The 25,898-nt window shown below is 62.3% G+C and carries 23 protein-coding genes; 7 read left to right on the top strand and 16 right to left on the bottom strand.

The window, feature by feature from the left end; translation table 11 throughout:
• Positions 1-33: 33 nt before the first annotated feature.
• Positions 34-1,089, top strand: a complete 1,056-nt coding sequence (locus R3F00_RS15950; protein WP_371279957.1) for a MotA/TolQ/ExbB proton channel family protein — start codon at positions 34-36, stop codon at positions 1,087-1,089.
• Positions 1,086-2,174, top strand: a complete 1,089-nt coding sequence (locus R3F00_RS15945; RefSeq protein ID WP_371279956.1) for a peptidoglycan -binding protein — start codon at positions 1,086-1,088, stop codon at positions 2,172-2,174. The genes R3F00_RS15950 and R3F00_RS15945 overlap by 4 nt, the downstream gene beginning before the upstream one ends.
• A 123-nt stretch (positions 2,175-2,297) precedes the next feature.
• On the opposite strand, the gene R3F00_RS15940 is transcribed toward R3F00_RS15945, so the two are convergent.
• The 3 genes from R3F00_RS15940 to R3F00_RS15930 all read right to left on the bottom strand — a co-directional run bounded on the left by R3F00_RS15940 (position 2,298) and on the right by R3F00_RS15930 (position 4,617).
• A complete protein-coding gene (locus R3F00_RS15940) occupies positions 2,298-3,041 on the bottom strand; it encodes a class I SAM-dependent methyltransferase (RefSeq protein ID WP_371279955.1) in 744 nt (247 codons plus the stop codon).
• A gap of 10 nt (positions 3,042-3,051) precedes the next feature.
• Positions 3,052-3,594: a pseudouridine synthase gene (locus R3F00_RS15935; RefSeq protein ID WP_371279954.1), complete on the bottom strand. Its 543-nt coding sequence runs from the start codon at positions 3,592-3,594 to the stop codon at positions 3,052-3,054.
• 75 nt (positions 3,595-3,669) lie between these two features.
• Positions 3,670-4,617 carry a class I SAM-dependent methyltransferase gene (locus R3F00_RS15930; RefSeq protein WP_371279953.1) on the bottom strand — a complete coding sequence of 316 codons (948 nt, stop codon included), beginning with the start codon at positions 4,615-4,617 and terminating at the stop codon, positions 3,670-3,672.
• A 292-nt stretch (positions 4,618-4,909) separates the two neighbouring features.
• Between R3F00_RS15930 and R3F00_RS15925 the strand changes: the two genes are divergently transcribed.
• Entirely contained in the window at positions 4,910-5,071 is a 162-nt protein-coding gene (locus R3F00_RS15925; protein ID WP_371279951.1) for a DUF1328 domain-containing protein, read from the top strand.
• Positions 5,072-5,165: 94 nt separating this feature from the next.
• On the opposite strand, the gene aceK is transcribed toward R3F00_RS15925, so the two are convergent.
• The 10 genes from aceK to R3F00_RS15875 form a co-directional block, all read right to left on the bottom strand.
• The gene (aceK, locus tag R3F00_RS15920; protein WP_371282793.1) at positions 5,166-6,893 is read right to left on the bottom strand and encodes a bifunctional isocitrate dehydrogenase kinase/phosphatase; all 1,728 of its coding nucleotides are present in this window, start codon (positions 6,891-6,893) and stop codon (positions 5,166-5,168) included.
• Positions 6,894-7,225: 332 nt separating this feature from the next.
• Positions 7,226-8,485: an NADP-dependent isocitrate dehydrogenase gene (gene icd / locus R3F00_RS15915; RefSeq protein WP_371282792.1), complete on the bottom strand. Its 1,260-nt coding sequence runs from the start codon at positions 8,483-8,485 to the stop codon at positions 7,226-7,228.
• 186 nt (positions 8,486-8,671) lie between these two features.
• Entirely contained in the window at positions 8,672-9,163 is a 492-nt protein-coding gene (locus tag R3F00_RS15910) for a hypothetical protein (protein WP_371282791.1), read from the bottom strand.
• Between the two features lie 16 nt (positions 9,164-9,179).
• Positions 9,180-9,497: a LysM peptidoglycan-binding domain-containing protein gene (locus R3F00_RS15905; protein WP_371282790.1), complete on the bottom strand. Its 318-nt coding sequence runs from the start codon at positions 9,495-9,497 to the stop codon at positions 9,180-9,182.
• Between the two features lie 124 nt (positions 9,498-9,621).
• Positions 9,622-10,449: an NADPH-dependent 7-cyano-7-deazaguanine reductase QueF gene (queF, locus tag R3F00_RS15900; protein ID WP_371282789.1), complete on the bottom strand. Its 828-nt coding sequence runs from the start codon at positions 10,447-10,449 to the stop codon at positions 9,622-9,624.
• Positions 10,450-10,521: 72 nt separating this feature from the next.
• Positions 10,522-13,638, bottom strand: coding sequence for an efflux RND transporter permease subunit (locus R3F00_RS15895; RefSeq protein ID WP_371282788.1), 3,117 nt, complete (start codon positions 13,636-13,638; stop codon positions 10,522-10,524).
• A gap of 89 nt (positions 13,639-13,727) precedes the next feature.
• Positions 13,728-14,894, bottom strand: a complete 1,167-nt coding sequence (locus tag R3F00_RS15890) for an efflux RND transporter periplasmic adaptor subunit (RefSeq protein WP_371282787.1) — start codon at positions 14,892-14,894, stop codon at positions 13,728-13,730.
• Positions 14,895-15,006: 112 nt separating this feature from the next.
• Positions 15,007-16,554, bottom strand: coding sequence for an efflux transporter outer membrane subunit (locus R3F00_RS15885; RefSeq protein WP_371282785.1), 1,548 nt, complete (start codon positions 16,552-16,554; stop codon positions 15,007-15,009).
• A gap of 182 nt (positions 16,555-16,736) precedes the next feature.
• The gene (locus tag R3F00_RS15880) at positions 16,737-17,372 is read right to left on the bottom strand and encodes a hypothetical protein (protein WP_371282784.1); all 636 of its coding nucleotides are present in this window, start codon (positions 17,370-17,372) and stop codon (positions 16,737-16,739) included.
• 10 nt (positions 17,373-17,382) lie between these two features.
• On the bottom strand, positions 17,383-17,949 hold the full coding sequence (locus R3F00_RS15875; RefSeq protein WP_371282783.1) for a hypothetical protein: 567 nt from the start codon (positions 17,947-17,949) through the stop codon (positions 17,383-17,385).
• Between the two features lie 233 nt (positions 17,950-18,182).
• On the opposite strand from R3F00_RS15875, the gene R3F00_RS15870 reads away from it, so the two are divergent.
• Complete coding sequence (locus tag R3F00_RS15870) at positions 18,183-19,529, top strand: APC family permease (RefSeq protein ID WP_371282782.1); 1,347 nt, start codon at positions 18,183-18,185, stop codon at positions 19,527-19,529.
• 179 nt (positions 19,530-19,708) lie between these two features.
• On the opposite strand, the gene R3F00_RS15865 is transcribed toward R3F00_RS15870, so the two are convergent.
• Genes R3F00_RS15865 through R3F00_RS15855 form a run of 3 tightly spaced genes read right to left on the bottom strand, consistent with a single transcriptional unit; the run spans position 19,709 to position 23,136 of the window.
• Complete coding sequence (locus R3F00_RS15865; protein ID WP_371282781.1) at positions 19,709-19,894, bottom strand: hypothetical protein; 186 nt, start codon at positions 19,892-19,894, stop codon at positions 19,709-19,711.
• A complete protein-coding gene (locus tag R3F00_RS15860) occupies positions 19,884-22,541 on the bottom strand; it encodes a protein kinase (protein ID WP_371282780.1) in 2,658 nt (885 codons plus the stop codon). Before R3F00_RS15860 ends, R3F00_RS15865 begins: the two co-directional genes overlap by 11 nt.
• A 40-nt stretch (positions 22,542-22,581) precedes the next feature.
• Positions 22,582-23,136 (bottom strand): ECF-type sigma factor, encoded by a 555-nt coding sequence (locus tag R3F00_RS15855; RefSeq protein WP_371282779.1) that lies wholly within the window; start codon positions 23,134-23,136, stop codon positions 22,582-22,584.
• A 101-nt stretch (positions 23,137-23,237) separates the two neighbouring features.
• Here R3F00_RS15855 and R3F00_RS15850 point away from each other — a divergent pair, with 101 nt between their 5' ends.
• From R3F00_RS15850 to R3F00_RS15840, 3 genes are all read left to right on the top strand, one after another.
• Positions 23,238-23,504 carry a hypothetical protein gene (locus R3F00_RS15850; protein ID WP_371282778.1) on the top strand — a complete coding sequence of 89 codons (267 nt, stop codon included), beginning with the start codon at positions 23,238-23,240 and terminating at the stop codon, positions 23,502-23,504.
• Between the two features lie 254 nt (positions 23,505-23,758).
• Positions 23,759-25,468, top strand: coding sequence for a choice-of-anchor Q domain-containing protein (locus tag R3F00_RS15845; RefSeq protein WP_371282777.1), 1,710 nt, complete (start codon positions 23,759-23,761; stop codon positions 25,466-25,468).
• Positions 25,469-25,578: 110 nt separating this feature from the next.
• On the top strand, positions 25,579-25,898 hold a 320-nt coding region (locus R3F00_RS15840), incomplete at its 3' end, for a hypothetical protein (RefSeq protein ID WP_371282776.1).

Raw genomic sequence — 25,898 nt, 5'->3', positions numbered from 1 at the left:
CTACAGCCTTCCCCCATTCAAACCGAGGTTCTCATGTCCCGATTCAACCGCGCCCTGTTCTGGATGACCGCCTTTCTCGCCCTGGTGGCCGTGCTGGGTGCGCTGGTCGGGTCGCGACTGGTCGAGATCTTCCTCGCCAATCCGTTTTTCAACGGCGTGATCCTGAGCGTCCTCGCAGCAGGCATCATCGTGAATATCCGACAGGTCCTGATGCTCGCCCAGGAATCACGCTGGATTGAATCGTTCCGGCGTTCAAACCCCGAACGCGGCACGATCGGCAAGCCACGCCTGCTCGCGCCGATGGCGCGCATGCTTGGAAATCGCGAACGCGGCAAGGCGGCCTTGTCGGCACCTTCGATGCGCACCATCCTCGACAGCGTGCAGTCACGACTCGAGGAATCGCGCGATCTCTCGCGCTATCTGATCGGCCTGGCGATTTTCCTCGGTCTGCTTGGAACGTTCTGGGGGCTGCTCGTGACGATTCGCTCGGTGTCGGAAACGATCAGCACACTGAACGTAGGCAATGACGCACTGACCATGTTCGGCGCGCTGAAGGAAAACCTCAAGGAACCGCTGGGTGGCATGTCGACCAGCTTCTCGACGTCGCTGTTCGGCCTGGCCAGTTCGCTGGTGATCGGCTTCCTCGACCTGCAGGCCGGCCACGCGCAGAACCGCTTCTACAATGATCTCGAAGAATGGCTCTCGGGCATGACTCATCTTTCCTCGGGCAGCGCGCTGGAAGGCGATGCGTCGGTGCCGGCTTATGTGCAGGCACTGCTCGAACAGACTGCCGACGGCCTCGAGCGCATGCAGCGCGCGATCGTCGAGAACGACCGCGAGCGGCGCGGCATGAACGAACAGTTTGCCGAGATCGCGAGCCAGCTCGGTCGACTCAACGACCTGCTCGGCCGCGATGCGCGCGAGCGTCAGGGGGCCCAGCAGGTGCAGGAAGAACTGAAGACCGTGCTGCGCCAGATCGCCAGTCATCCGGCATCCGACTCGCGCCTGTCCGATGAATTGCGCAGCGAATTCAGGCTGCTGTCGCGCACGATTGCCGCTGCCGTCGGTCGTGGTGAGCCGCGCGCATGAGTGCACTGATTCGCCGGCGCCGGCGCGCCTTCGACATCTGGCCGGGCTTTGTCGATGCGCTGACCTCGCTGATCATGGTCATGATGTTCGTGCTGCTGATTTTCGCGATCGGCCAGTTCGTGCTGTCCGACACCCTGGCCGGCAAGAACAAGGCGCTGGATTCGCTCAACGCGCAGGTTGCAGAACTGGCACGCACGCTGTCCCTCAGCGAAGAACAAAAGAACGCACTGGATGCACGCGTGGCCGAGCTCAGCGCCTCGCTCGGCGCGACCCAGGCCGAGCGCAACCTGCTCGGCGGCGAGCTCGACGCCGCGAATGTGCAGGTGGCCAGCCTCAGCGCCGATATTGCCGCGCTCGATGCGCTCAAGACGCAACTCGAAGCCGAGGTGGCACGACTCAGCACCCAGCTCGACAGCACCCATCAGGATCTGGTCAAGCAGACCGAACTCGGCAACGCGGCCACGGCCCAGGTCGAATTGCTGAATCGGCAGATGGCCGCGATCCGCGAGCAGCTGGGCAAACTCGAAGCTGCGCTGGGTATCGCCAACCGGGATCTCGATGCAAAGGACGCGAAGATCGCCGACCTCGGCAAGCAGCTCAACATCGCCCTGGCCAATCGGGTCGGCGAACTCGAGCGCTATCGCTCCGAGTTTTTCGGCAAGCTGCGCGAAGCACTCGGCAATCGCACGGATGTGCAGGTCGTGGGCGATCGTTTCATCCTGCCCACCGACATCCTGTTCGAGTCCGGTTCGGCCGAACTTGATGGCAGCGCACAGGCGCGCCTGGAATCGCTGGCCACGACGGTACGCGAAGTCTCGGCGGAAATTCCCTCCAGCATCGACTGGGTGCTGCGCATCGACGGGCACACCGACAAGCGCCCGATCCATACCGATCGGTTCCCGTCGAACTGGGAACTCTCGACCGCGCGCGCGGTGGCCATCGTCAAGTATCTGGTCGTGCAAGGCATCCCGGCGCACCGCTTGTCCGCGAACGGGTTTGGCCAGTTCCAGCCCATCGACAATGCGAATACCCCCGAGGCGTTTGCGCAGAACCGGCGCATCGAATTGCAGCTCACCAACCGATAGCGACATCGGACGTCAGCAGAGCGCGCGCCGGACATGCGCTGCATCGATCGCCGGATTCCCCGCGTGGAAACGGCGACACGGTGTCGGAGGCTCGGCGACCCGTCGCGGTGTCTGATCCGCCGCTCAGGCTCGCCCGCAATGCAGATGGAAGTCCCAATGCACTTCGCGGACGCGATCCGGGCTACCCCAGGCACGGCGCAAGTCGGCCTCGACCAGCGAAACGGGGTCCTGCTCAAGCGCGCGCATGTAGCGCTGGCTCGCCGACCATGAGCGCAGGTAGGCCAGATAGCGATCCACGTTCCACTGCATGCGCAAGTAGAAGTTCGGAGCTTCGATGCGCTCGAATGGAAACGGCAGACTGGCGTAACCGCTTTCGACCAGGGCGCGCTCGGGTGGCCAGTAGGGCCCGGTCAAGTCGATGTAGACGCGATCTTTCTGGGCATCGACTTCGGTATCGACCTGGCAATCGGCATAGCTCCAGAACGCGACCACGCCACCGGGCTTGAGCACGCGCCGGGCTTCTTCGTGAAACCGCGGCAGATCGAACCAGTGCAGGGCCTGTGCGACACAGACCAGGTCGACGCTGTCGTCTGCGATCGAGGACTGTTCGGCGGGCTCGATGCGATACTCGATATTGGGCCGCGGCGTGGCGTTGGCGATCTGTTCGGCACTGGGATCGGTGCCGATGACCCTGTTGAAGTAGCGGCTCAGATCGACACTGGCCTGGCCATTGCCGCAGCCGGCATCCCAGGCGAGCTGCGGCGTGGCGACCTGCGCGACAAGAAACTCGAACAGTGCCGCCGGATACTGCGGTCGCGCTTCCCGATAGATCGCGGCGTGGGCCGAGAAATGATCCTTGAAGTTCACTGTCGAATCCTCAGTCGGGGGCCACGACTCGCGTGTGCCCGGGCGGCAGGTCGCCGAGCTCGTGATCGCCTACTCGCGTGCGCACCAGTCGCAGGGTCGGCAGGCCGACCGCGGCAGTCATGCGTCGCACCTGACGATTGCGCCCCTCGCGAATGCGCATCTCCAGCCACGAAGTCGGCACGGTCTTGCGGAATCGCACCGGTGGATCGCGTGGCCACAGCCATTCCGGTTCGCCTTCGAGTGCACGCACCTGCGCCGGCAAGGTCGGGCCGTCTTTCAGAGTCACACCCGAACGCAAGGCATCCAGAGCACGCGCATCCGCTTCGCCCTCGACCTGGACCAGGTAGGCCTTGGCCTGCCGGTGGCGCGGATCGGTGATGCGATGGGCCAGCGCGCCATCGTCGGTCAGCAAGAGCAGGCCCTCGGAATCCTGATCGAGTCGTCCGCCCGCATAGACGCCTTTTTGGCTGACGAAGTCGGCCAGGGTCGGTCGGCCCTCGCGATCGGTGAACTGGCAAAGTACGCCGTAGGGCTTGTTGAGAAGGATCAGCATGAATCCTGCTGTCCCGGAGAGGTGTCGTGGATGGATGCAGCCGGCCACCGTCGGTGACCGGCTGCATGCCCAGGCTCAGTTGCTGGCCGGGGTGGGCTTGTTCTTGTCCGTGCCCTGCTCGAAGATCTGGTCGCCTTCCGGCTTCACGAACTTGAGCGTCATGCGGTCGGACTCGCCAATCGCCAGATACTTGTCGCGATCAACATCCTTGAGTGCGAGTGAAGGCGGCAAGGTCCAGACACCCTTCTCGTGATCCTTGGTGTCTTTCGGATTCGCGTTGATCTCGCTCTGCTCGACCAGTTCGAATCCGGCGTCGGTGGCCAGCTGGATCACCTTCTCGGTCGGCACGTAGCCGGACCCTTCGAGTGCCTTGGCATCGGCACCTTCGGCGGCGCGATGCTCGACCACGCCCAGCGTACCGCCCGGCTTGAGCACGGCATTGAAGGCAGCGAACATCGCCGGTGCGCCCTCGCCCCAGTTATGCACGTTGCGGAAGGTCAGGACCACGTCGGCGGAACCGTCCATGCCGAAATTCGGCGCCTTGGGATCGTATTCGACACTCATGGCAGCGGCATACTGCTCGGGCCCGTCGGCCAGCTTGGCGCGGAACTTCTCGTTGTTGCGCTTTGCATAGTCCGAGGCGGAGTCCACCGGAAAGGCGGCGACGTAGGTTCCATTGCCCTTGAGCAGGGGAGCCAGGATTTCGGTGTACCAGCCACCGCCCGGCGTGATCTCGATGATGGTCTGGCCTGGCTTGACGCCAAAGAAGGCCAGGGTTTCGGCGGGGTGGCGATAGGCATCGCGTGCCTTGTTCTCATCCGAGCGCCAGTCGCCCGCGAGGACGACGGCTACCGGGTCTGCGGGCATCGCTTCAGCCGGAGCGGATTCGACAGGCGCAGCGGCCGGTGCAACGACTTCGGCGGGCTGGTCCGAGGCCGCTTCGGGTGCGGCCGACTGTTCTGCGGCCGGTCCGCAGGCGGCCAGAGCGAGGGTCAGGGCGAGCGTGAGGGGAAGCTGTTTCATGTTCGACTCCAGTACGTTGCCGACAGGGCGGCAGGGGGCCGCCAAGCGTACATCAACGCGCAAATGAATGAACAGCAAGCCCTGCCGGACCTGCCGGCTGGAAGGCGTCGCGACCGCACGGCCACTTGGCCGGAGCCTGCCTGAAGATGAATGCCAGCCATCGGTTCAGCTAGCAGTCGGGAGATTCTCGGACGGTATTCAGCTGACGAGGACTAGTGTGTTCACCACTCCACGCGATCGCCGAGCCGGTCCCGGTTCGCGATGGACGCCCCAAACAACAAGGAGATTTGTCATGCTGCACTACGCCATCGTATTCCTCGTCATCGCGCTGATCGCCGCCGTCCTCGGATTTGGCGGAATCGCCGGCGCGTCGGCCGGTATCGCCAAGATCCTGTTCCTGGTGTTCCTGGTCCTGTTCATCGTGTCGCTGGTGTTTGGTCGCAAGAAGCTCTAGTTGCGAAACAGCATGACCTGAATTGGGCCCGCCTTGCGGGCCCGTTTCGTTTCAGGCCTGCCGGTTTCCCCCGGCAGCTGCCGCCACGATCCGCTCACTTCAGTCGTGTTGCCTTGAGACGGGAAGATTGCGGATAGGGCGGAATGTCGCTGTAGTCGCCGCGTGCCAGGCCTTCCTGCACGCCACGCCACCAGTCCGCGTCGAAGATCTCACCGTGACGTTCGATCAGGGCCAGACGCAGGTGCGCCGGCACGCCGAGAAAGCGCGGGAACATCTCCGGGAAGACATCGCCTTCGCGCACGGTGAGCCACTCTTCCAGCGGGCGGGTCTCGTCTTCTTCCCGGGCTTCCGGAATATGCCGGAACGTGCAGGCATCCAGCAGGCACAACTCGTCGTAGTCGTAGAAGATGGCACGCCCGCCGCGAGTAATGCCGAAGTTCTTCAGCAGCAGGTCGCCCGGAAAGATATTGCTGCGAGCCATATCCTTGATGGACTGCCCGTAGTCGAGCATGGCCTGCAGCGCAGCCTCCGGCTCCGCTTCCCGCACGAACAGGTTCATCGGGCGCAGGCGTCGTTCGACGTAGCAATGCCGGACCAGCACATGCTCGCCATCGAGCGACACGGTCTCGGCGCACTGACCCAGCAATTCCTCGAGCATGCTTTCCTCGAACTGGCGCTGCGGAAAGCGCAGGTGGCGGAACTCCTGCGCATCGACCAGCCGGCCGATGCGATCGTAACGAAACACGAGCCGGTACTTCTCCTCGACCTGACGCCGCGCGATGTCTTTCGGATAGGCGAACTGGTCACGAATCACCTTGAATACCAGCGGGTAGTCGCGCGGCGTGAACACGGCCATGACCATGCCACGTTCGCCGTCGGCGCGAACCAGGCGCTCATCCGCATGCATGGAAAGATGACGGAACAGATGGCGGTAGCGCTCGGTCTTGCCCTGCTTGGCGCGACCCAGCACGGTGTAGAGCTCCTCGATGGGCTTGTGTGGCAACAGCCCGCCAAGAAAGACCACGATATCCGCCACGGTGGGCAGGTCGACATGGAAATAGCTGCGGGTGAAGCTGAAAAGCAGCGAGACCTGGTCCACTTCGGTGATCACCGCATCGGCACGCACGCCATCGGCGTCACTGACCAAAGCGATCACCACGGGCACTTGTTCGTGCCCAGTCAACGCACGACCGACCAGATAGGCGCGGCGCTCGCGAAAGAAGGCCGTCTTGATCAGCTCGATGGCATGCGGGCGCTCGACGCCGCGTTCACGCATGCGCTTGCCCAGCGTGCGCGAGATCGAACGGATGCAACTGCCGATGTCGGCATAGCCGTTGGCGAACGGGTAGTCGGCCAGGATGCGTTCGCAGACTGCGGTCAGTCCGTCGCTGACCGAGTAGCGGTGCAGATCGGCCGCATCGTCTATGCCCGCCGTCGGCTCGCTGTCGAGCGCCAGGAACTCGATGTCTGCGGCCACGCCATTGGTATGGAAGAAGCGGCGCGACAAGGAGTTGTAGAAGGTTTTCGGAAATTCGCGATCGAGCAGCGGCTCAATCAGGATCTGCAACTCGTCGCGCGTCGCCGACCATACCTGGCGGGAACGCACGCGCTCTTCGAGCAGCAGTTCAAGCCGGCCGAGGGTTTCGCGAACACAGACATCGTAAAGATCGATACGCGCCGCCGCGTCGACACGCACGTACTTCCAGTCGCGTCGCTCGAAGCGCCGCTTCGCACGACGCGTGATATCGGAAAAGCGCGCGTTGTAGTCGAGAAAGGCGTCGAGGATCAACGCCGCCGCGCGCTGCTGGATGGTGGCCGTCACGTTGGGACGGCCGGGAGTCGGGAGTCGAGATTCGGGATTGGCAAGAGCAGCCTCGAAGCGGTTCGCGGATTTTCGATCACTCCGAATTCTCCATGCGAGCTCTCAAATCGATTCTGCCGCATCCCCACCAAATCCCGGGGCAAGCCTGAATTTGTCTCTGCTCGTCATCCCGGCGCAGGCTGGAATGACGGGCCATTCAACGTTTCCCCATTCCCGGCTTTGAACAGCCGCATGGCTGTTCATCCCGAATCCCTATTCCCTATTCCCTATTCCCTATTCCCTATTCCCTATTCCCGAATCCCGAATCCCGAACCCCGAACCCCGTCACCAAGCTACATCGCCGCAATCATGCGATCGGCGAATTCCGAGCATTTGACCTCGGTAGCGCCATCCATCAGGCGGGCGAAGTCGTAGGTGACCTGCTTCTGACTGATCGCCTTGTCCATCGCGGCGATGATCGCGTCCGCCGCTTCGTTCCAGCCCATGTAGCGCAGCATCATCTCGCCGGAGAGGATCACCGAACCCGGGTTGACCTTGTCCATGCCGGCATACTTCGGCGCGGTGCCATGCGTCGCTTCGAACACCGCATGACCGGTGACGTAGTTGATGTTGCCACCGGGCGCAATGCCGATTCCGCCGACCTGCGCCGCCAACGCATCGGAGAGATAGTCGCCGTTGAGATTCAGCGTCGCCACCACGTCGTATTCGGCCGGACGCAACAGGATCTGCTGCAGGAAGGCATCGGCGATGGCGTCCTTGACGATAATCTCCCTGCCGGTCTTCGGGTTCTTGAACTTGCTCCACGGTCCGCCGTCGATTTCGACCGCGCCGAACTCGTTGTGCGCGAGTGCATAACCCCAGTCGCGGAAGCCGCCCTCGGTGAACTTCATGATGTTGCCCTTGTGCACCAGGGTCACGGATTCGCTGTCGTTGTCGATGGCGTACTTGATGGCCGCGCGCACGAGACGCTCGGTGCCTTCCTTCGAAACCGGCTTGATGCCAAAACCCGAGGTTTCGGGAAAGCGAATCTTCTTGTAGCGGTCCGGGAAGTTCTCCTTGATCAGGGCAGCGAATTTCTTCGCGTCGTCCGAGCCCTGCTGGAATTCGATGCCGGCATAAATGTCTTCGGTGTTCTCGCGGTAGATCGTCATGTTGACCTTGGACGGATCCCTGACCGGCGACGGAACGCCATTGAACCAGCGCACCGGGCGCACGCAGGCGTACAGGTCGAGCATCTGGCGCAGGGCGACGTTCAGCGAACGGATTCCTCCACCGACCGGCGTGGTCAGCGGGCCCTTGATCGAGACCAGGTATTCGCGACAGGCATCGACGGTCGCGTCGGGCAGCCAGTTGCCGGTCTCGTTGAAGGCTTTTTCGCCGGCAAGCACTTCCATCCAGCGAATCTTGCGCTTGCCGCCGTAGACCTTTTCCACGACCGCGTCGAAAACGCGCACCGAGGCGTTCCAGATGTCCGGGCCCGTGCCGTCACCTTCGATGAACGGAATGATCGGTTGGGCTGGAACGTTGAGGATGCCGTCGGCGATGGTGATCTTCTCGCCACCGGCGGGCGGCGTGAGTTTGGTATCGGCCATGAAAGTCTCCGTAGATGATCGGGGAGCGCCGCGGACCCGCCTGGAGGTGCAAGTACTGCGCGCTGGGCCGGCTATTGTCGCCGGATTGTGCCGATGGCGCCACTTGATCGGCGTTGCCTTGATCCAAAGCAAACGAGGCGCGGATCTTTCCGCGCCTCGTTCGGTCTTGTTGCTGGCGTCGCAAGCTTACATGGGAGCCTTGACTTCGAAGCTCTGGCTGGCAACCGGAGCGCCGTCGATCATGATGTCGACCTTGTAGCTGCCTTCCGGAAAACCGTCCGGCTTGGCGATATGGAAGGTCGTCGTGGCCGCACCATCGGGTGCGATCGACTGGCTGGTTTCATCAACGAGCTGGCCGTCACTGTAGGTCCAGCGCGCCACAATGGCGGCGTTCGGTGCCGCACCCGTGGTCTCGACGGCCGCGTAGACGGTGTCGGTGGGCGCAAAGGTCGTGGCGGGAGCGGTCACCGCCTGGTTTGCATCGACGGCATTGCCAAGTGAAAGCCTGGAAAAAGTGACCGCTTCAGCAACCGGAGCCGGCGGCGGCGCGGTTTCGACAGCGGGGGCTGGCGCCGGCGCGACAACCGGTGCGGGGGCTTCTTCCTTCTTGCCACAGGCGGACAAGCCAACGGCGATGCCCAGGACCAGAAGTGCAGGCGCAAAGGGTGTGATTTTCATGGTGTGATCTCCTTGATCAGGGTTTGGCAACTGGAATCTTGAGCACCTGTCCAATCTGGATCAGGTCGGGATTGCTGATGCGGTCGGTATTGGCTTCGTAGATCACGCGCCACTGGCTGGCCTTGCCGTAGAACTTCTTGGCAATCCCGGACAGTGTGTCGCCGCGTGTGACCGTATAGGTCTGCACCGTGCTGGCCGATTCAATGACGGGCGCGGTCGAGGCCACGCCGCTGCTGACATTGCCGAAATCGGGTTTTTCCGGGGCCGGCTTGGCGGTTGATTCGCTGCCGCTTTTCACATTGGAAAAGTCCGGCTTCTTGGGGTCATTGGACATCGTGGGTCATCTCCGGGGCGAAACAGGCGCCCAAGGTACACCGGAGTCGCGTTAAGAAAACGTTTTTCCGGCGGCCGGATGTGAACAGTAGTTACGCCGTGTTCAACTGCGCGTCCGGATGGCCCTACTGGCGTGGCTGGCGCGGATTGTCGGCCGTGGCGTTCTTTCGATTGCTGCGCCAGGGGTTGATGTCGATGCCGCCGCGTCGCGTGTAGCGGGCCTGGACCGTCAGCCATTGCGGCCTGCAGCGTTCCAGCAGATCAACGAACATCCGCTCGACACACTGTTCATGAAAGTCGTCGTGGTTGCGGAAGGAAACCAGATAGCGCAGCAAGCCCTCGCGATCCATTTTCGCGCCGGCATAGGCAATCTGCACGCTGGCCCAGTCGGGCTGGCCCGTCACCGGACAATTGGACTTGAGCAGATGCGACACCAGGATCTCTTCGGTTTGTGTTTCGCCGGTCGTCAGGTAGCCGGCGTTCGGCGGCCCGTAGTTATCGACGCTGATCTCCAGCGCATCGATGCATTCACCGCCCAGCGAGCGCAGCATTCCGCTCTCGACTGTATCCGGATCTTGCAGTCGCACACCCACGGCGGCGCCCGCGGCAGCCGACAGGTCGCGAGCAAGGGTCTGGCGGAATTTCTCCGGCGAATCGCAACGATGCTGGTTGAAACTGTTGAAATAGAGCTTGAGCGACTTCGATTCGATCAGGTTCGGCGTAGTGCAGGGCACGCGCAGCTCGCCGATCGCCACGCAGGGCTTGCCGCGTGCGTCGAGCCAGGACAGCTCATAGGCATTCCAGAAATCGACGCCGTCGAAGGGCAGCACATTGCCGATGCCCAGCGCCTCGCGACCGCCTGCACGCGGAATCGGAAACAGCAGAGCCGGGTCGTAGACGGCACTGCCGGCTGCCGTCTTTCCCAGCGGCGAATCGTGGACGTTCGGATTCATCTGCGCATTCTACCGGGGCGCGTGCATCCGATTGTGCATGCAGGGACCGGCCGTGCGCGGCCGTGTCCCGATTCAGTGGGCCGCAGGCTGCGCTGCGGGTGCATCGTCCTCCAGCCGCTTGACCGACTCGCCATGGTGATCCTGAGCCAGCAACAGATAGAAGGCCGGCACCACGAACAGGGTGAACAGTGTGCCGATGGTCAGGCCCGTGGTAATGACCAGGCCCATGTTGAATCGACCAGCGGCCCCGGCGCCGGTCGCAATCACCAGAGGCATCACGCCGAGCACCATCGCGGCCGTGGTCATCAGGATCGGGCGCAACCGCGTTGCCGCGGCCTGCTCGATGGCCTCGCGTTTGGTCTTGCCGGCGCGCTGCAGCTCATTGGCGAATTCGACAATGAGAATGCCATGCTTTGAGATCAGGCCCATCAGCGTAACCAGACCGACCTGAGTGTAGATGTTGAGCGAAGTCGCCCAGCGATGCGAGAGAGCGCCCATGCCGACGAAACCCGGCAGCAGATTGATGAAGATCATCGCTCCGAACATGGCCATCGGCACCGACACGAGGATCACGATCGGATCACGCAAGCTGTTGAACTGCGCGGCCAGGGCCAGGTAGACGATGATCACGGCGAACAGCAGGGTCAGTGCGAATCCACCGGTTTCGGCCATGTACTGGCGCGCCTGGCCGCTGTAGTCCACCTGGTAACCCGAAGGCGCGATCTCGCGAATGGTGTTGCGGACCAGTTCGATACCTTCACCCTGGGTGACCGAGGGAACACCGGAGAACGTGACCGAGTTGAGCTGTTGGAATCGGGTCAGGGACTGCGGCACAACCGTGTCCTTGATGCTGGCAACGGTCGATGCCTGGACCAGCGAGCCATCGGCCGCGCGAATGTAATAGTCCAGCACCTGGTCGGGATTGAGCCGGTCCTTTTGCAGCACCTGCGGAATGACGCGATAGGAGCGCCCGCCAATCGAGAAGTAGTTGACGTAGCCGCCGCCCAGCGCTGCACCGAGTGAGGAGCCTACGTCGGCCTGGGTCAGGCCCAGCGCAGTGACCATGTCGCGGTCCACTTCGAGCGTGGCCTGCGGCTTGTCGATCTTCAGGTCCATATCGACAAACCAGAACTTGCCGCTGCTCTTGAGCTTGTCGAGGACGTTTTTCGATACCTCGTAAAGATTCTCGAACGGTTCGGTAGTCGACATTACGACCTCGACCGGCTGGCCCTGCGCACCCGGCAATGACGGAAACTGGAATGCGAAGGCATTGGTCGACGCCATTGCGCCCCATTTCTGTTGCAGCTCCTGCTGAATTTCTTGCGCGCCGCGCGAGCGCTCGCTCCACGGCACCAGCTTGGCACCGGTCAACACCGAAGTCGGACCGGCAAATCCGGTGAACTGGAAGGTCTGCTTGACCTCGGGGATGCTCGCGGTGATCTCCTGCATCTGCGCCATCACCTTCTTGATCTCGGCCGGCGCCGTATTGGGAGCGGCCGTGGCAACGCCGATGACGATTCCCTGGTCTTCCTGCGGGGCCAGCTCGGACTGCGAGTTCATGAACAGAAACACGGTACCGGCAAAGATCATCCCGCCCATGACAACCATCACGATCCAGGTATCGAGCGTACCGTGCAGACGACGCTGGTAGCTCGAGTGTAGGCGATCGAACTGGCGATCGATGAAGGCGACCAGGCGGCTGCCCTCATGGGTCGGCCTGAGGAAGCGCGAACACATCATCGGGCTCAGGCACAGAGCGATGATGGCCGAGACCGTGACGGCGCCAGCGAGCGTAAAGGCGAACTCGGTGAACAGCGCACCGGTCAGGCCGCCCTGGAATCCGATCGGCACGTACACTGCTATCAGTACAATCGTCATCGCGAAGATGGGACCGGTCAGCTCGCGCGCGGCGACAAGGGCTGCCTGCAGCGGTGTCTTGCCTTCCTCGGTGATATGGCGGTCCACGTTCTCGACCACAATGATGGCGTCGTCAACGACCAGACCAATGGAAAGCACCAACGCAAGCAGAGTAATCAGGTTGATCGTGTAGCCAAGCACGAGCATCACGAAGAAAGCGCCGATCAGCGACAAGGGCATCGCGATGACCGGGATCATCACGGCGCGGATACTGCCCATGAACAGGAAGATCACCAGAGTCACGATCACCAGCGCTTCGACCAGGGTCGTAATGACTTCGTCGATCGAGGTGGTGATGAAGTCGGTGGCGTCGTAGGCGATCTTTCCTTCCAGGCCGGTCGGCAGCTGCGCCTCGATCTCCGGGAATACATTGCGAACACGCTCGGCGACATCCAGCACGTTGGCGTCCGGCGCGGCGTTGATTCCGATGAACACCGACTGCTTGCCGTTGATGGCGACGAAGGAGTTGTAGTCCTCGGCACCCAGCACGACATTGGCGACATCTTCCAGGCGCACGACTGCGCCATCCTGCGATCTCACCGCAAGCTTGCGGAACTCGTCCACCGAATGCAGATCGGTGGCGGCGGTCAACGGCACCGTGACCGAATTGCCCTTGGTCGCGCCAACGGCAGCAAGATAGTTGTTGGCATTCAGGGCCTGCGACACATCAGCGGCCGTCACGCCCTGGGCTGCCATGCGCACCGGGTCCAGCCACGCTCGCAGGGCGAACTGGCGGCCACCGATCAGCTGTGCTTCCTGCACGCCTTCGAGCGAATCGAGTTGCGGCTTGACCACGCGCAGCACGTAGTCAGTGATGTTGTTGGTCGGAAGAGTCTCGCTGTAGAAGCCGATATACATCGCCGAGGTGGTCTGGCCCACCTGCACCGTGATCACCGGCTGCTGGGCCTGCGGCGGCAACTGATTGGTCACCGCACTGATCTGTGTCTGGATTTCGGTGAGTGCACGGTTGGAGTCGTAGTTGAGCTTGAGCGTGGCTGTGATCGAAGACACGCCGCTCTGGCTCGATGACGACAGATAGTCGATGCCCTGTGCCTGGGCAATCGCTGATTCCAGCGGCTGGGTGATGAAGCCTGCGACGGTTTGTGCATCGGCACCGTAGTAGACCGTAGTCACGGTAACCACGGCATTCTCGGTCTTCGGAAACTGGCGCACGCTCATGTCGATGACCGAGCGCAGGCCGAGCACAAGAATGATCAGGCTGACGACGATGGCCCAAACCGGTTTGTTGATGAAGGTGTCAGTGAATTTCATGGATGTTCGCTATGTTTGCGAGGACCGGACGCGAGCTGCACTGAGGACAGGCATTGAAACGATCATGTTCGAATGCCGGTGCCGCTCGATCACTTTTCTTGGGGAGTCGGGTCTGCGTCGTCGGGCGGCATGCTGCTGTTGTCGATGATCAATGGCGTTCCGTTCTTGATCTTCAGCTGCCCGCTGGTAACGACTTCATCGCCTTCCTTGATGCCACTGAGCACGCTGATCTGATCGCCACGCTTGGCTCCGGTCGTGACGAACACCGACTGCGCGGACGGCAGGTTGGACTTGCCGTCCGCGCCCTTGCCGGTCGATGGCTTGACCAGGAAAACGGTTTCGCCATACGGATTGAAGGTAATCGCCGACTGCGGCAGGGTCAGATAGGATTTCTGCTCGCCGACCTGCACGGCGACTCTCGCGAACATGCCGGGCTTAAGCAATTCCTCCGGGTTGGGTACGCTGGCTTCGACCTGGGCATTGCGCGTGGCAGGATCAAGTTTCGGGCTGATCGCGGTGACCTCGCCGAGAAAGGGGTGATCGGGAAACGAGTCCAGCGACAGCACCACTGCCTGACCCGTCTTGATCTCGCCGAGCTTGTCCTGCGGCACGTTCAGGTCGACGAGTACGGGATCGAGTCGCTGCAGGGTGACCACCGGATCGCCCGCTCTTACATAGCTGCCGGGCGTCAGGCTGATGATGCCGATGCGGCCGCTGAACGGCGCCCTCAACTGGCGCTTGTCGATCAAGGCCTGCTGCTGACTGACACCGGCAACGGCTGCCTTGTAGTTGGCTTCCGCGGTGTCGACTTCGGCCTGGCTGATGCCCTTGTAGGAAAGCTGCTTGCGGGCCCGGTCCAGATTGAGTTTGAGCAAGGCGGCGTTGGCTTCGAGCTGGCGTCGCTCGGCGACGATGTCATCGGCATTGAGTTCGATCAGCGTCTGGCCCTTCTCGACCTGCTGGCCTGATCTTGCCTTCACCGCGGTCACCACGCCGCCGACATCGAAGGCAAGGTCCGCCCCCTGGACGGCACGCAGCGATCCGACACTGCTCTGCTCGGGCTGCCAGGACTGGGTCGTCACCTTCATGGAGGTCACCGTCTGCGGCGGCACCGGCATATTGGCTGCGGCTTTCTGGCCCATGATCTTGCCAAGAATGTTCCAGCCGATCAGCGCGGCAAGCAGAAGGCCGACGATTCCAACCATGATGATCATGCGCTTGGTCGTGCTGGGCTTGCGTTCGTTGCGCGTCTTCATGCGCAGTCCTCATTGTTCGATGAATGGGCATCGGAAGCTGCCTGGGAGGCAGCGAACCGATACGCCGGGAATGGTTTTGTTCGATGTTGCATGTCTGGCAATGAACGATGCCTCAGGGTGACGCGGGTGTGTCGATCGGGAACTGGCCGACTTGTTCTTCGCTGTAAGCGCCGCCGAGTGCGGCATACATCGCGGCCGTGTCGGCAAGGCGATTGGCACGCGCCTCGATGAAGAGAACGCGTGCCTGTTCGAACAGCCGCGATTCGATCAGCACTTGCAGGTAGCCGACCGACCCGTCTTCGTATTGGCGACGGGCGATGGCCAGGCTATCCGCAGTGGCCTCGAGCGCAGCTGCGCGCGAGGCAAGGCTCTCGGCATCGAGCTCCAGCGCGCGCAGGCTGTCGGCGACGTTCTGGAATGCGGTCAGCACGGTGCTTCGATAGTCGGCGGACGCCTGGTCCAGTCCTGCTTCGGCCGCGCGCTTCTGCGCACGCAGGCTGCCGCCGCGAAAGATCGGCTGGAGCAGGTTCAGACCAAGGCTCCAGGCTTCGCTGCTGCCACCAAACAGGTCGCCGCGTTCCAGTGCCTGCGACCCGAGCGATGCGGACAGCACGATATTCGGGAACAGGTTGGCGGTGGCGATACCGACTGCTGCCGTGGCCTGGTGCAGGCTGGCTTCGGCTGCAAGTACGTCAGGTCGTGCACGCACCACGGCCGACGGCAGGCTGACCGGCACCTCGAGCGGCAGTTGCAGATCATCCAGGGTCAGGGCTTCAAATTCGGCCTCGGAGGGAAACTGTCCGAGATAGACGGCCAATTGGGTCTGGGTCTGCGCCAGCAGCTTGCTCAGGGTCGGCAACTGCGCACGCGCCGCTGCCACCTGGCTGCGAGCGAACAGCACATCACCCTGGGACTTCACGCCGGTCTCGTACTGGCGATCGGTCAATTCGTACTGTTCTTGATAGACGCGGGTGATCTCCTCGTTGGCGAGGATTTGCCCGCGCAGCGAAGCTTCACGAATGCTCGTGGTCACGACGTTGGCAGCAAGACTCAGATAAGTGCCCTGCAACTGGTAGCGCTGAAGGTCGGCGATCGCGTCTTGCGCCTCGACCGAGCGGCGCACGCCGCCAAACAGGTCAAGCGTGTAGCCGACATCAATCGACGCGTTGTAGATCGTGTAAGGCGAGGCGGAACCGGAGACCGGCCCGGTCGAGAACGGACTCTCCTGCCGGTTGGCACCTGCTGCCGCATCGACCGAAGGAAACAGACCGCCCCTGGCGACGTCGGATTGCGCCACGGCCTGGCGCAGTGCCGCCTGGGCCGAGGCGATATCCGGGCTGTTGGCGAAGGCCTGCTCGACGCGGCGATTCAGCTCCGCGCTGGCAAAACTCTCCCACCATCGAGCCGGAACCTGAGCGCCTTCGACCAGACGTTGCGCCGCGCCGGTGGGTGCCTCGGCGGATACTGTCGACTCCGGCAGGTCGTCGGTCCGGTAGCCCGCGTTGTCGGGCAGCACCGGCGCGCGAAAGTCCGGTCCGACCGCACATCCGCTGGAAAATGCCAGGGCAGCGATCAGCAAGCCGGTCTGCCATGACCGTGTTGACGAAAATACGCGCCCGCCGGACCGGTCGATCCGGAGGCGCGAACTGTAAGCACTCATGCCTGAACCCGTCTAATTCAATACTTGCGAGTTCAATAATAGGGCCGATCGCTCGAACAGACAAGCCTCGAAAGTCATGCAGGGCTTCCACTCGGTTCAGGTTCAGGAAAGATCGAGCCCGCGCCCGCAGTTGTAATCGCATAGCAGGCGACTTCCCGATCTCGTTCTCCTGAAGATTCCTGCTACAGCGGTATCGGGTCGAAGTCGTCGGCAAAGATCCGATCCGTGATCGGCGCATCATAGGCGATTCGAACGCCGCAGAATCGGAGCGTGCTGGTGTTCTGATCACCGAGATTAGCGACAACGTTGATGGCTGCGCCAAACGGGTCGACTTCGTAGCTGAACAGCGGTGACAGGCTGGTACCGTAGCCACCTGCCCCGTTGCTGGAGCCGACGCTGGCATGTTCGACGAAATTGCCTGCCCCGTCGTAGCTGGTGAAGTACGCGGTTACCGTACCGGTCGAATCGTCGAAGTAGTAGAGACGCAGGTAGCGCACGAGGGTGCCTTCGGGCAACACCACCTTGTGTGCGAACCGGTTGTCAGTGCCGCCGGTCTTGGAGATGCAACCGTTGCCCGGATAGCTGTAGGTGGTCGCGTTGTCGAGTGGATGAAAGGTTGATCCGGCAATCCACAGATAGCCGAACAGGGTGCCTGCGGGCTGGTCGGCCTGGGCCGACTGCGCTGAGTGCGGATCGACCGGGTGATCGCCGGGTGCGGCGACAGCCGGAAGGGCAAACGAGGCAATCAGCAATCCCAGCCAGGCGGCGGACAGCGCAGCGATACGTCGCAGTGGAGTAACTCCCTTGTTGATGGTCATGGTCGTCTCCTTACGGTGAATAGAACACGCGCATGCCGCAAAGGCGCTGGCCGGAATTCATCGTTGCCGTCAGTACATACGACTGCCCGGCATAGTCGATGGACAGGGGAGTCGACGCCGCGAAGTACTCGCTTGCATAGCCGGTGTCTTCCGACGAACTGCCGGTGAGCAGGTCACTCGTGCCGCCAGCGCCGGTATAGGCAGTCAGGAACAAGCCGACGCTGCTGGGCAAGCCGTTGTTGTAGTAGTAGAGGCGCACGCCCTGGACCGTGGCCCCTTCGGGCAGTTCGAGACTTGTGGTCAGCGCGTTGTCCGAGAAGCTGCAACCGCCGCCCGGATAGCTGACCGTCTGACTGCTGGTCCGCGGCGTGAATGCAGAGCCCGCGAGAAACAGGTACTGGGTGCCTCCTGAAGGTGCGGCGCTTCCGTCGGACGCCAGGTCGGGCCCTGGAGCGTGGTAGTAGCTCACATTCTGTGCCGGAGGAAATCCGTCGGACGTCGCTTCGGTTGCAAAAACGGGGAAGTGGCTGCCAAACAGCGCTGCCACGACAACTACACCGGGTATCTTCTTGACCATGTCTTTCTCCTTTTGTCAGGGGTGCGACCCGCAGGTCACGCAACCAGCCTAGACAGTCGACTGTGCGGCCACCGTTGAGCAGGTCGCATGCAAACTGCCAACCCGTTGGCATTGCCGGCGCGAGATTCGGCACGGAAAAAACCAGTCTCGGCAGGGCTCCGTCGGCGGCGATGCGATCCCGCCCACGCGAATCTGTGGCACGCTTGCCGAAACCCCTTCGAGAGCCGGCCCGCATGACCTCAGACGCTTCGCACTCACGCGATCACGCAAGCCTGGAAGGCGAGTCCGCGCTGATCCGTGCGGTTGGCGGAATCGCACTCGGCGCCGCCATCATCAACATCATCGTCGGCGCAGGCATCTTCATGCTGCCGGCCATCCTCGCCACGCGCATGGGCAGCTCGGCACCGATCGCCTTTCTTGCCGGCGCCGTCGTGATCGTTCCGGTCGCCCTGTGCTTTGCCGCAATCGGCAGCCGCGTATCCACCACCGGCGGACCCTATACCTATGTGACCGCAACATTCGGCCCGTTTTCAGGATTCATCGCGGGCGCCCTGATGTGGATCTGCAATGTCTCCTCCAGTGGTGGCGTGGCGTCGGCGCTGGTATCGCAGGTTGCGCGCGCCTGGCCACAGTTCGACGAGACGGGCTGGCGCAGTCTGTTCCTGGTCGTGGTGTTCTCCCTGCTGGTCCTGCTCAATGCGTTCGGCGTCAAGCTCGGCGCGCGTGCGATTACCGTGCTTGCGACGCTCAAGCTGACACCCCTGTTCCTCCTCGCGACCCTGGGCCTGCTGTTCGTCGACTGGACCCAGGTGAGCTGGATCACGATTCCATCCTGGACCACTCTTGGCGCGGCGATGGTGCTGGTCATGTTTGCCTACTCGGGCATGGAAACCGCACTGATCCCTTCGGGCGAACTGCGTGATCCCGCGCGCAGCGTGCCGCGCGCGACCATCGCCGCAATTCTGGTGGTTGTCCTTCTGTACATGGGCATCCAGATCGTGACCCAGGGTGTGCTGGGTGTCTCGGTCGGTTCGAGTACTGCACCGATTGCCGATACCGCAGGGGCGATCTGGACACCCGGCCTTGTGGTGTTGCTGATCACCGCCGGTGTCTCGATGACCGGGTTTCTGATGGGAAATCTGCTGGCTTCTTCGCGCTTACTCTATGCACTCGGTCGCGACGGCTACCTGCCGTCGGCCTACGGTCGAGTGACGGCGCACTACCGCGTCCCCCTGCTGGCCATCATCAGCCACGGCGTGATCGCCTGCGGCTTGGCCCTGGTCGGAAATTTCGAAGCCCTGGCGCTGATTTCGGGCGGAGCGATCTGCCTGCTCTATCTTGGCGTCTGCCTGGCGACCTGGTTTGCGCAGAAGCGTGACTTGCGCAGTGGCGGCACACCGATGCTGCTGCCGGGAGGCGCGCTGATTCCTGCGCTCGGTTCGCTGGCCATGATCGCGATCCTGTTCACCCTGAGCAGTGCCGAATGGGTGTCGATCATCATTGCGCTCTTGTCGCTGGTAGTTCTTTATGTCCTGCTTCGCTGGCTGCGCCAGCAGCGTTTTCGGCATCAGGGTGGATGAGTGGTATTGATGAATAGCCTGATCGGATGAATTGACCTACGTTCCGAAGGTTGGGTCGATCGAGGAACTGAGCACCGCGGAAGCCAGTCTTGTCCACGGAGACGATGTGTGTGGCCGTCCGGTGGATGACCGCCCTTGCATGATCCATGCGTCCCGCTGTATTCGCGACGGACGGCACGTCAGGCTTGCAACATGATTTCCTTGAAGCTGGAAGGCAGTCGGGAAATCCATCGGCGGCCTGGCGATACGCCTGTCGCGATTCGCCGATCCCGACCTTGCCAGACTCCGTTTTCGCGCTGCACACCGGACGGGTGGTGCAGGATCAGCTCCTGCGGGCAGAAATTGACCCATCTGCTAGGGCTCACTGGTCGTATCCAGCGCTGCGAGGCGGTTGCTCAACTCGACCACGCTGGTGGCCGCCGGGTCGGCGCCAAGCTCCAGGAGTGAATCAAGTGCTGCCCGATAGTGCGTCTTCGCCGACGAAGGTTCGCCCATGCGCTGAAAGTGTTCGCCAGTGGCCATTTCGACTTGCCACGTACGTGAGCGGGCATTGCCCGACTCCGAATGGGCAATGCGGGAGGCCGCATCGAATGACGCCTTTGCCAGCTTCTCTTGGCCATCCATCGACTGCAGGGTTCCCCAAAGCAAATCCCTGCGAATTCGCTGATGGTTGGACAGCTCCGATTGGCCACTCCTGATCAGCGCATCAGCCTCGAGCAGGCGTGCCCTCGCCTGCGGTTGATTCAGTTCGAGAGCTATCTCCGCACCGATCAACAAGGTATCTATCTGCTCTGCAGGCCGGAACGCATCCCAGGCATGTTCGCGTGCCCGATTCCACTCCACATTTGCCTGCGGATCGGCTGTGGCGGCAGCCCGTAACAGAGCCACGCTGCGCCGGGCAAGGCCACTGCGACGATCGTTCTCGCCGAACTGTTCCAGGGCCAGGGCCAGCGCTTGCTCAACCAGAGGCAGTCCGCGCGCTGAATTTCCCGTATCGTGCAAAAGCAATCCGCGATTGTGAAGCAGCGCCGCAAACGCTGCACTTCGTTCGTCCCCAAGTTCGCGATAGATCGACTCGGCGACCGCAAGGGCGGCCTCTGCTGTGCCAAGCTGATCATCCACACGCAGCATCGAACCGAGATTGTTGTAGGTGCGCGCGCGGTAGCGCGTAGACCCGGGATACAGCTGATCGGCGATTTCGACGGAACGACGCGTATGCGCGATGCCTTGCTCGTGATTTCCCAGCGCGAACAAGTCGTTGCCAAGCTCGACTTCAAGGGCCAGCTCATTGGCGGCCGTGGTCGGCTGCTCGGCGAACTCTCGGGCCGCCGCCTGAGCAAGGTCCAGTCGACGCTGGATGTCCCTCGTGACCAATGCCTGGCCCAGCAGCAATTCGCCACGCTGATTGGCAGAGTAGTTCATTTCCACATTGGACAACTCGTGCTCGATTCGCTGGCGCGCGACATCTTGCTTGCCGAGATTCTTCATTGCGTAGGCCCAACCTGAAAGCACTGCGACGCGAAACGACGGGTCGGATGCACCGGCCTGTTCACGCGTTTTCAGCGCGCGCTCATAGAGCATCCCCGCCCTGGTCGAATCGCCCGTGGCGTTGGCCAGGTTCGCCTGTGCCAGCTCCACTTGCGCGTGCAGCTTTTCGTCGGTGGTCCGTTCGGCGCTCGCGATCGCCTCCTCCAGCAGTCGCCGGGCGCGCTCGTGGCGGCCAATGGCGATGTCGATACGCGCAAGGAGAGTAGCCATTTCCGCATGCAGCTCGGGCCTTTGATCAAGCCGGGACAGGTTCCGGGCGCCGCGTTCGACCAATGTCGAAACGCGGGGGTCTTCGCCTTCGGTACGATCGAGATTGCCAGCCTCAAACAGGTCGAACAGGAATTCGCGGGCCGCTTCGGCACGTGCACTCTGCCGAAGCGCCTCGCGAGCCTGCGCTTCGGCCCGACGCGCCTGCCATTGAGTGGCCGCGAGTCCGGAAACGAGCACAAGCAGAATGGCGGATGCCGCCGCAACCGCGCCGCGGCGGCGGCGCAGGAATGATCGCATTCGGTAGCCAAGACTGTCCGGCGTCGCTGTCACGACATTGCCCGACAAAAGGCGGCTGAGGTCATCGGCGAGGGCGCGCGCGTCGGGATAGCGGCGATCGGCTTCGACACGCGTGGCCATGGCGACGATGTTGCGCAAGTCATTCGGCAACGCGGGGAGATCGGCACACAATCCGCGCAGAATCACGCCGAGCGCATAGACGTCGGTCGCGGTGGTTATGGGTCCACCGTCCAGCTGTTCCGGAGCAGCGTACCCGGGCGTCATCGCGCGCAAGCCCGTGTGCGTCGCCTCTTCCTCGACGTTCAGCAACTTGGCAATGCCGAAATCCAGCAAAGTCGGAACGCCTTCATCTGAAACGAGAATGTTCCCGGGCTTCAGGTCGCGATGCACGAGGAGGTTTCGATGCGCGTGGGCAACAGCCGCACAAATCTCCACGATCAGGGCCACGCGCTGTTCCCAACCCAGTCCTCGTTCGCGACAATGCGTAGCAAGATCGCAGCCGGGTACCAGTGGCATGACCAGATAGGGGGTACCGTCCTCCCCCAGACCGCCATCGATGAGCGCGGCGATGTGCGGATGGTGCAAACGGGCTAGCACGCGTCGTTCGCGCTCGAATCGCTCCCGACCCAGTGTGCCGAGAGCAGCGAGACTCAGAAGTTTTACCGCGGCGACCTGTTCGAAGTCTGCATCGATGCGACGCGCGCGATAGACCACCGACATGCCACCGCGGCCTATCTCCTCGATCAGCTCCCAACCGCCCACGCGACGGCCTCGCAATCCGTCACGAGCAGCTGCTCCAACTGGCGCCGTTGCCGCGAGTCCGGCAAGCGCGCCCATCGGCTCGTCGATGTCCTCGTGGTTGGCAATCAGTCGCTTGAGCGCAATAAGGATTGTGGTTTCCATGCTCTGGCGAGTCAGCCAGTCTGCGCGGTCCCCGGGCTCGATCTCCAGCCACATCGTGAATAGCCGGTCGGCCTCCCGCCAACGCTGCAGCCGATCACAGTCCATCGGCGCTCAGACGAACCTTGAGGAAGGCGCGAGCGCGCTCCCAGTCACGGGACACTGTTCGCGCAGACACGCTTCGCAACTCCGCGATGGCTGGCAGTGACAATCCTGCGAAATAGCGCAGTTCGACCAGCCGACGCAATTCCGGATCGATCCGTTCAAGGTCGTCCAGAGCCAGATCGAGGTCGCTCAGGCCTGCTGCAGAGGCCTGCACCTCACCGTCTCCCAGTGTTACTTGCTGCAAGCCGGCATTGCGCTTGTCAGCCTGCGCCAGTCGCGCCTGGTCGACAAGGATCTGGCGCATGGCCAGTGCCGCGCACGTGAAAAAATGACGGCGATTTTCCAGCGACAACTTTTCTGCGCCGGCGAGCTTGATGAATGCCTCGTTGACCAGTTCGGTCGCCCCCAGCGAATTAGTCGACGCAAGCTGGCCGACACGCGCCAGCGCGATGCGCTTCAGATCGGAATAAAGCTGCTGGAAGACAGGGCCGAGATCAGGTGTCTGACTTCCTTCCTGCGCCCTCAGCAGTTCGGTAATTTCAGTCAAGAAGGAATCCTCTGCGATTCGCAATCCAGTCTATACCAAACATTCACAACAACGAGTCGCGCGAAGACGCTGGCGTATACGGGAAGGGCTGCGCACCTTTGATGTTGCGCGGCACACGCGACGCGCCGCTCTGGCCTGTCGTCAACGCAGCTACCTCGCCAGATTCGACGATCCTGGCGCGTGTCGGCCACCCGCGCGTCGGCAACAGTGTGGTGCCGACATTGAACTCGTCTGCCGTGAATGTGCATTCACTGACGGGTGCGCACGCGGTCAATCGGGTCTGCGTACTCGATATCCACGAGCCCACCGATCCAGGAGGGCATCGAATCGCGCTTGGCGACACGACGCTATCCAACGATTCGGAATGATGCCGCACTCGACCTGCTGGCCGATTGATTCGTGTCTCTCGAGTTGGAGGGATTTTTCGACGGATTCACGTAGCCAGCTTTGTCTGCCGCCGCAGAAAAGAATTCCTGGCAAGACTGGTCGGTTTATTGCGTATGTCAATTCAGCCCTGCCTGTTGCACGGCGCCAACGACCGGTGATCCCCATGCCTAAGCGAAACAAGAGACTCTCAGCCCGACTTTTCCTTCTCGTTGCATGCCTGGCAGCGTGTTCGAGCATGTCGGCCCATGCGTTGACACTTACGGTCGGCAGCACGGGCTGCGACTACAGCGACTTGGCTTTCGTGGTAGATGGCCTGACCGGCGTACCCGGCCCGCACGAGATTCGCCTGCGCGCTCAGACTTTTTCCGTGCCGGATGGGCTTGAACTCGATGCCAGCGCCGCCAATATCTCGATTCGCGGGGGCTATGCCAGTTGCAGTGACTCGACCCCGAGCGCCGGTCAGCGTTCGATCATCGACGCGAGCGGAGGGGTCAATGGGACGGCGCTTGCAATCGGGGCTGCGCCCGACTCACCGATCCACCTGGTTACGCTCAGGCGCATTACGGTGCGCGGAGGCACCCCGGCTGGCGGCAGCTCGGCGCTTGGCGGTGGCGGTCTCCTCATTCTCGGCAAGGTGTTCGTGGTTCTGGATGATGAGACTTTCATAGAAAACAACGAATCCGGCAACGGCGGCGGCGTATTGATCGCCGGCTGGAACTCCAACAACCGACCAACGCTGCAGATCCTCTCCGATTCACGCATTGCCAACAACAGTGCGCAGCTGAGCGGTGGCGGCATCTACTGCTACGACTATGCGTCGGTGTACATCGATGGCGGCGTGGTCGCGCAAAACACGGCGATGGAGACCGGTGGCGGCGTCTATCTGCACAAGAGTTGCGTTCTGGATTCGATCGTTGTTCCGGGCAGCGTGACCGGCCTGTTCGAGAATCAGGCGCAGCGTGGCGGCGGGATCTTTGCCATCGGGAACTCGCCGCTGACGATACAGGGCGACGCAAGCGCGCCGTTCTGGCTGGCCGGCAACAGGGCCTCGATTACCGGCGGCGGGATCGAGGTCAGGAGTAGCCCGGGCGGTCGCACCGCGGTCAATCTGCTGACGAGCGTCTTTGTCGGCAATGAGGCGGCGTCGCGCGGCGCGGCCGTTTACATCGCAGGAGACGTGGACTTGGCGATGCGTCCACTGGACGGCCACGAGCGCTGCGCCTTCCCCGACGTGGGTTTCGAAGCATGTTCGGCCGTGATCGGCAACGTCGCCCCATTCACGGACGGCTCGACGAGCCCTGGCAGTGTCATCGAGTCGGTCTACGCAAGCCCGGGCAGTCCGAGTCTCAACGTGAGCCGAACCGCGATTGTCGACAACGAAGCCGATGTGCTGCTGCATGGCCTGCTGCGCTCGGCGGACTACGGCATCGATATCGAAGGATCCCTCATCACCCGAAACAACGTGACCCGAGGATTGGTCCTTCTCGAAAATCTGGAGGAATTCTTTCCAAGCGAGAACCGGATCGCATGGTCCACCGTTTCCGGCAACACGAAGGCTCAGGCCAGCAGCTATGTGCTTGCGCATTTTGCCTCGCCGTTGAACCTGACCGGGTCGATTGTCTATGAGCCCGATTTCGTCGATCGGAGTTCCAGCACCGGCAGCGTCACTCATGGCGGCTGCCTGCTGGTCGATGATGCAATGAGCTGGCCTTCCACCCCCATCCCGCCGCGCGTAGGCAATCCGAACCTGAATGGGGGAATGGCGCCATCACCGACATCGCCTGCCATCGACATTTGTGCGTCGGCCCAGGCACCCGCCACGGACTTCAACGGCTCCCCGCGAAGCTTCGATCAGCCGGCGGTACCGAACGTCTACGGCCCGGTCGACCTCGGAGCAATCGAACTCCCGTTTGATGACACCATTTTCGCCAATGGATTTGAATAGGAGTGCTGTGCGGCGGATGATCGGAAATGATTGAAGGAGTGACTTGCGACACTTCAAGCCGGACAGGCAAGCACGCAGGATCCATCATCGTCTTCACTGCGGAGTCCGACATGCGCCGGGGATCCATTGCCATTGCACCGATCATCGCCATCGCGATTTCCTGCCTGTGCATGAACAGCTGGGCGCATTCCATGAGCCCGGCAACATTTGCCGACAAATTGCTCGCACAGGATCGCGAATTCGCCGAAAGGGCTGCAGCCGGCCGTTCGGCCGACGACCTGTTCGCACAGTTCGCGGATGAGGTGATCATGCCCGTGCCAGGCAAGGGTTTTGCCAAGGGCAAGCAGGCCGCTATGGAGGCGTTCAGGGCGCAGCCCGACTTCGAGTCTTCACGCATCGAGTGGACGCCTTTCGGTGCGGGGGTCTCCGT

This window comes from Dokdonella sp., assembly GCF_041395345.1.
Classification (GTDB): Bacteria; Pseudomonadota; Gammaproteobacteria; order Xanthomonadales; family Rhodanobacteraceae; genus Dokdonella.
The sequence above is the reverse complement of the archived record's forward strand: the minus strand, read 5'-3'. Positions and strand labels throughout refer to the sequence as shown.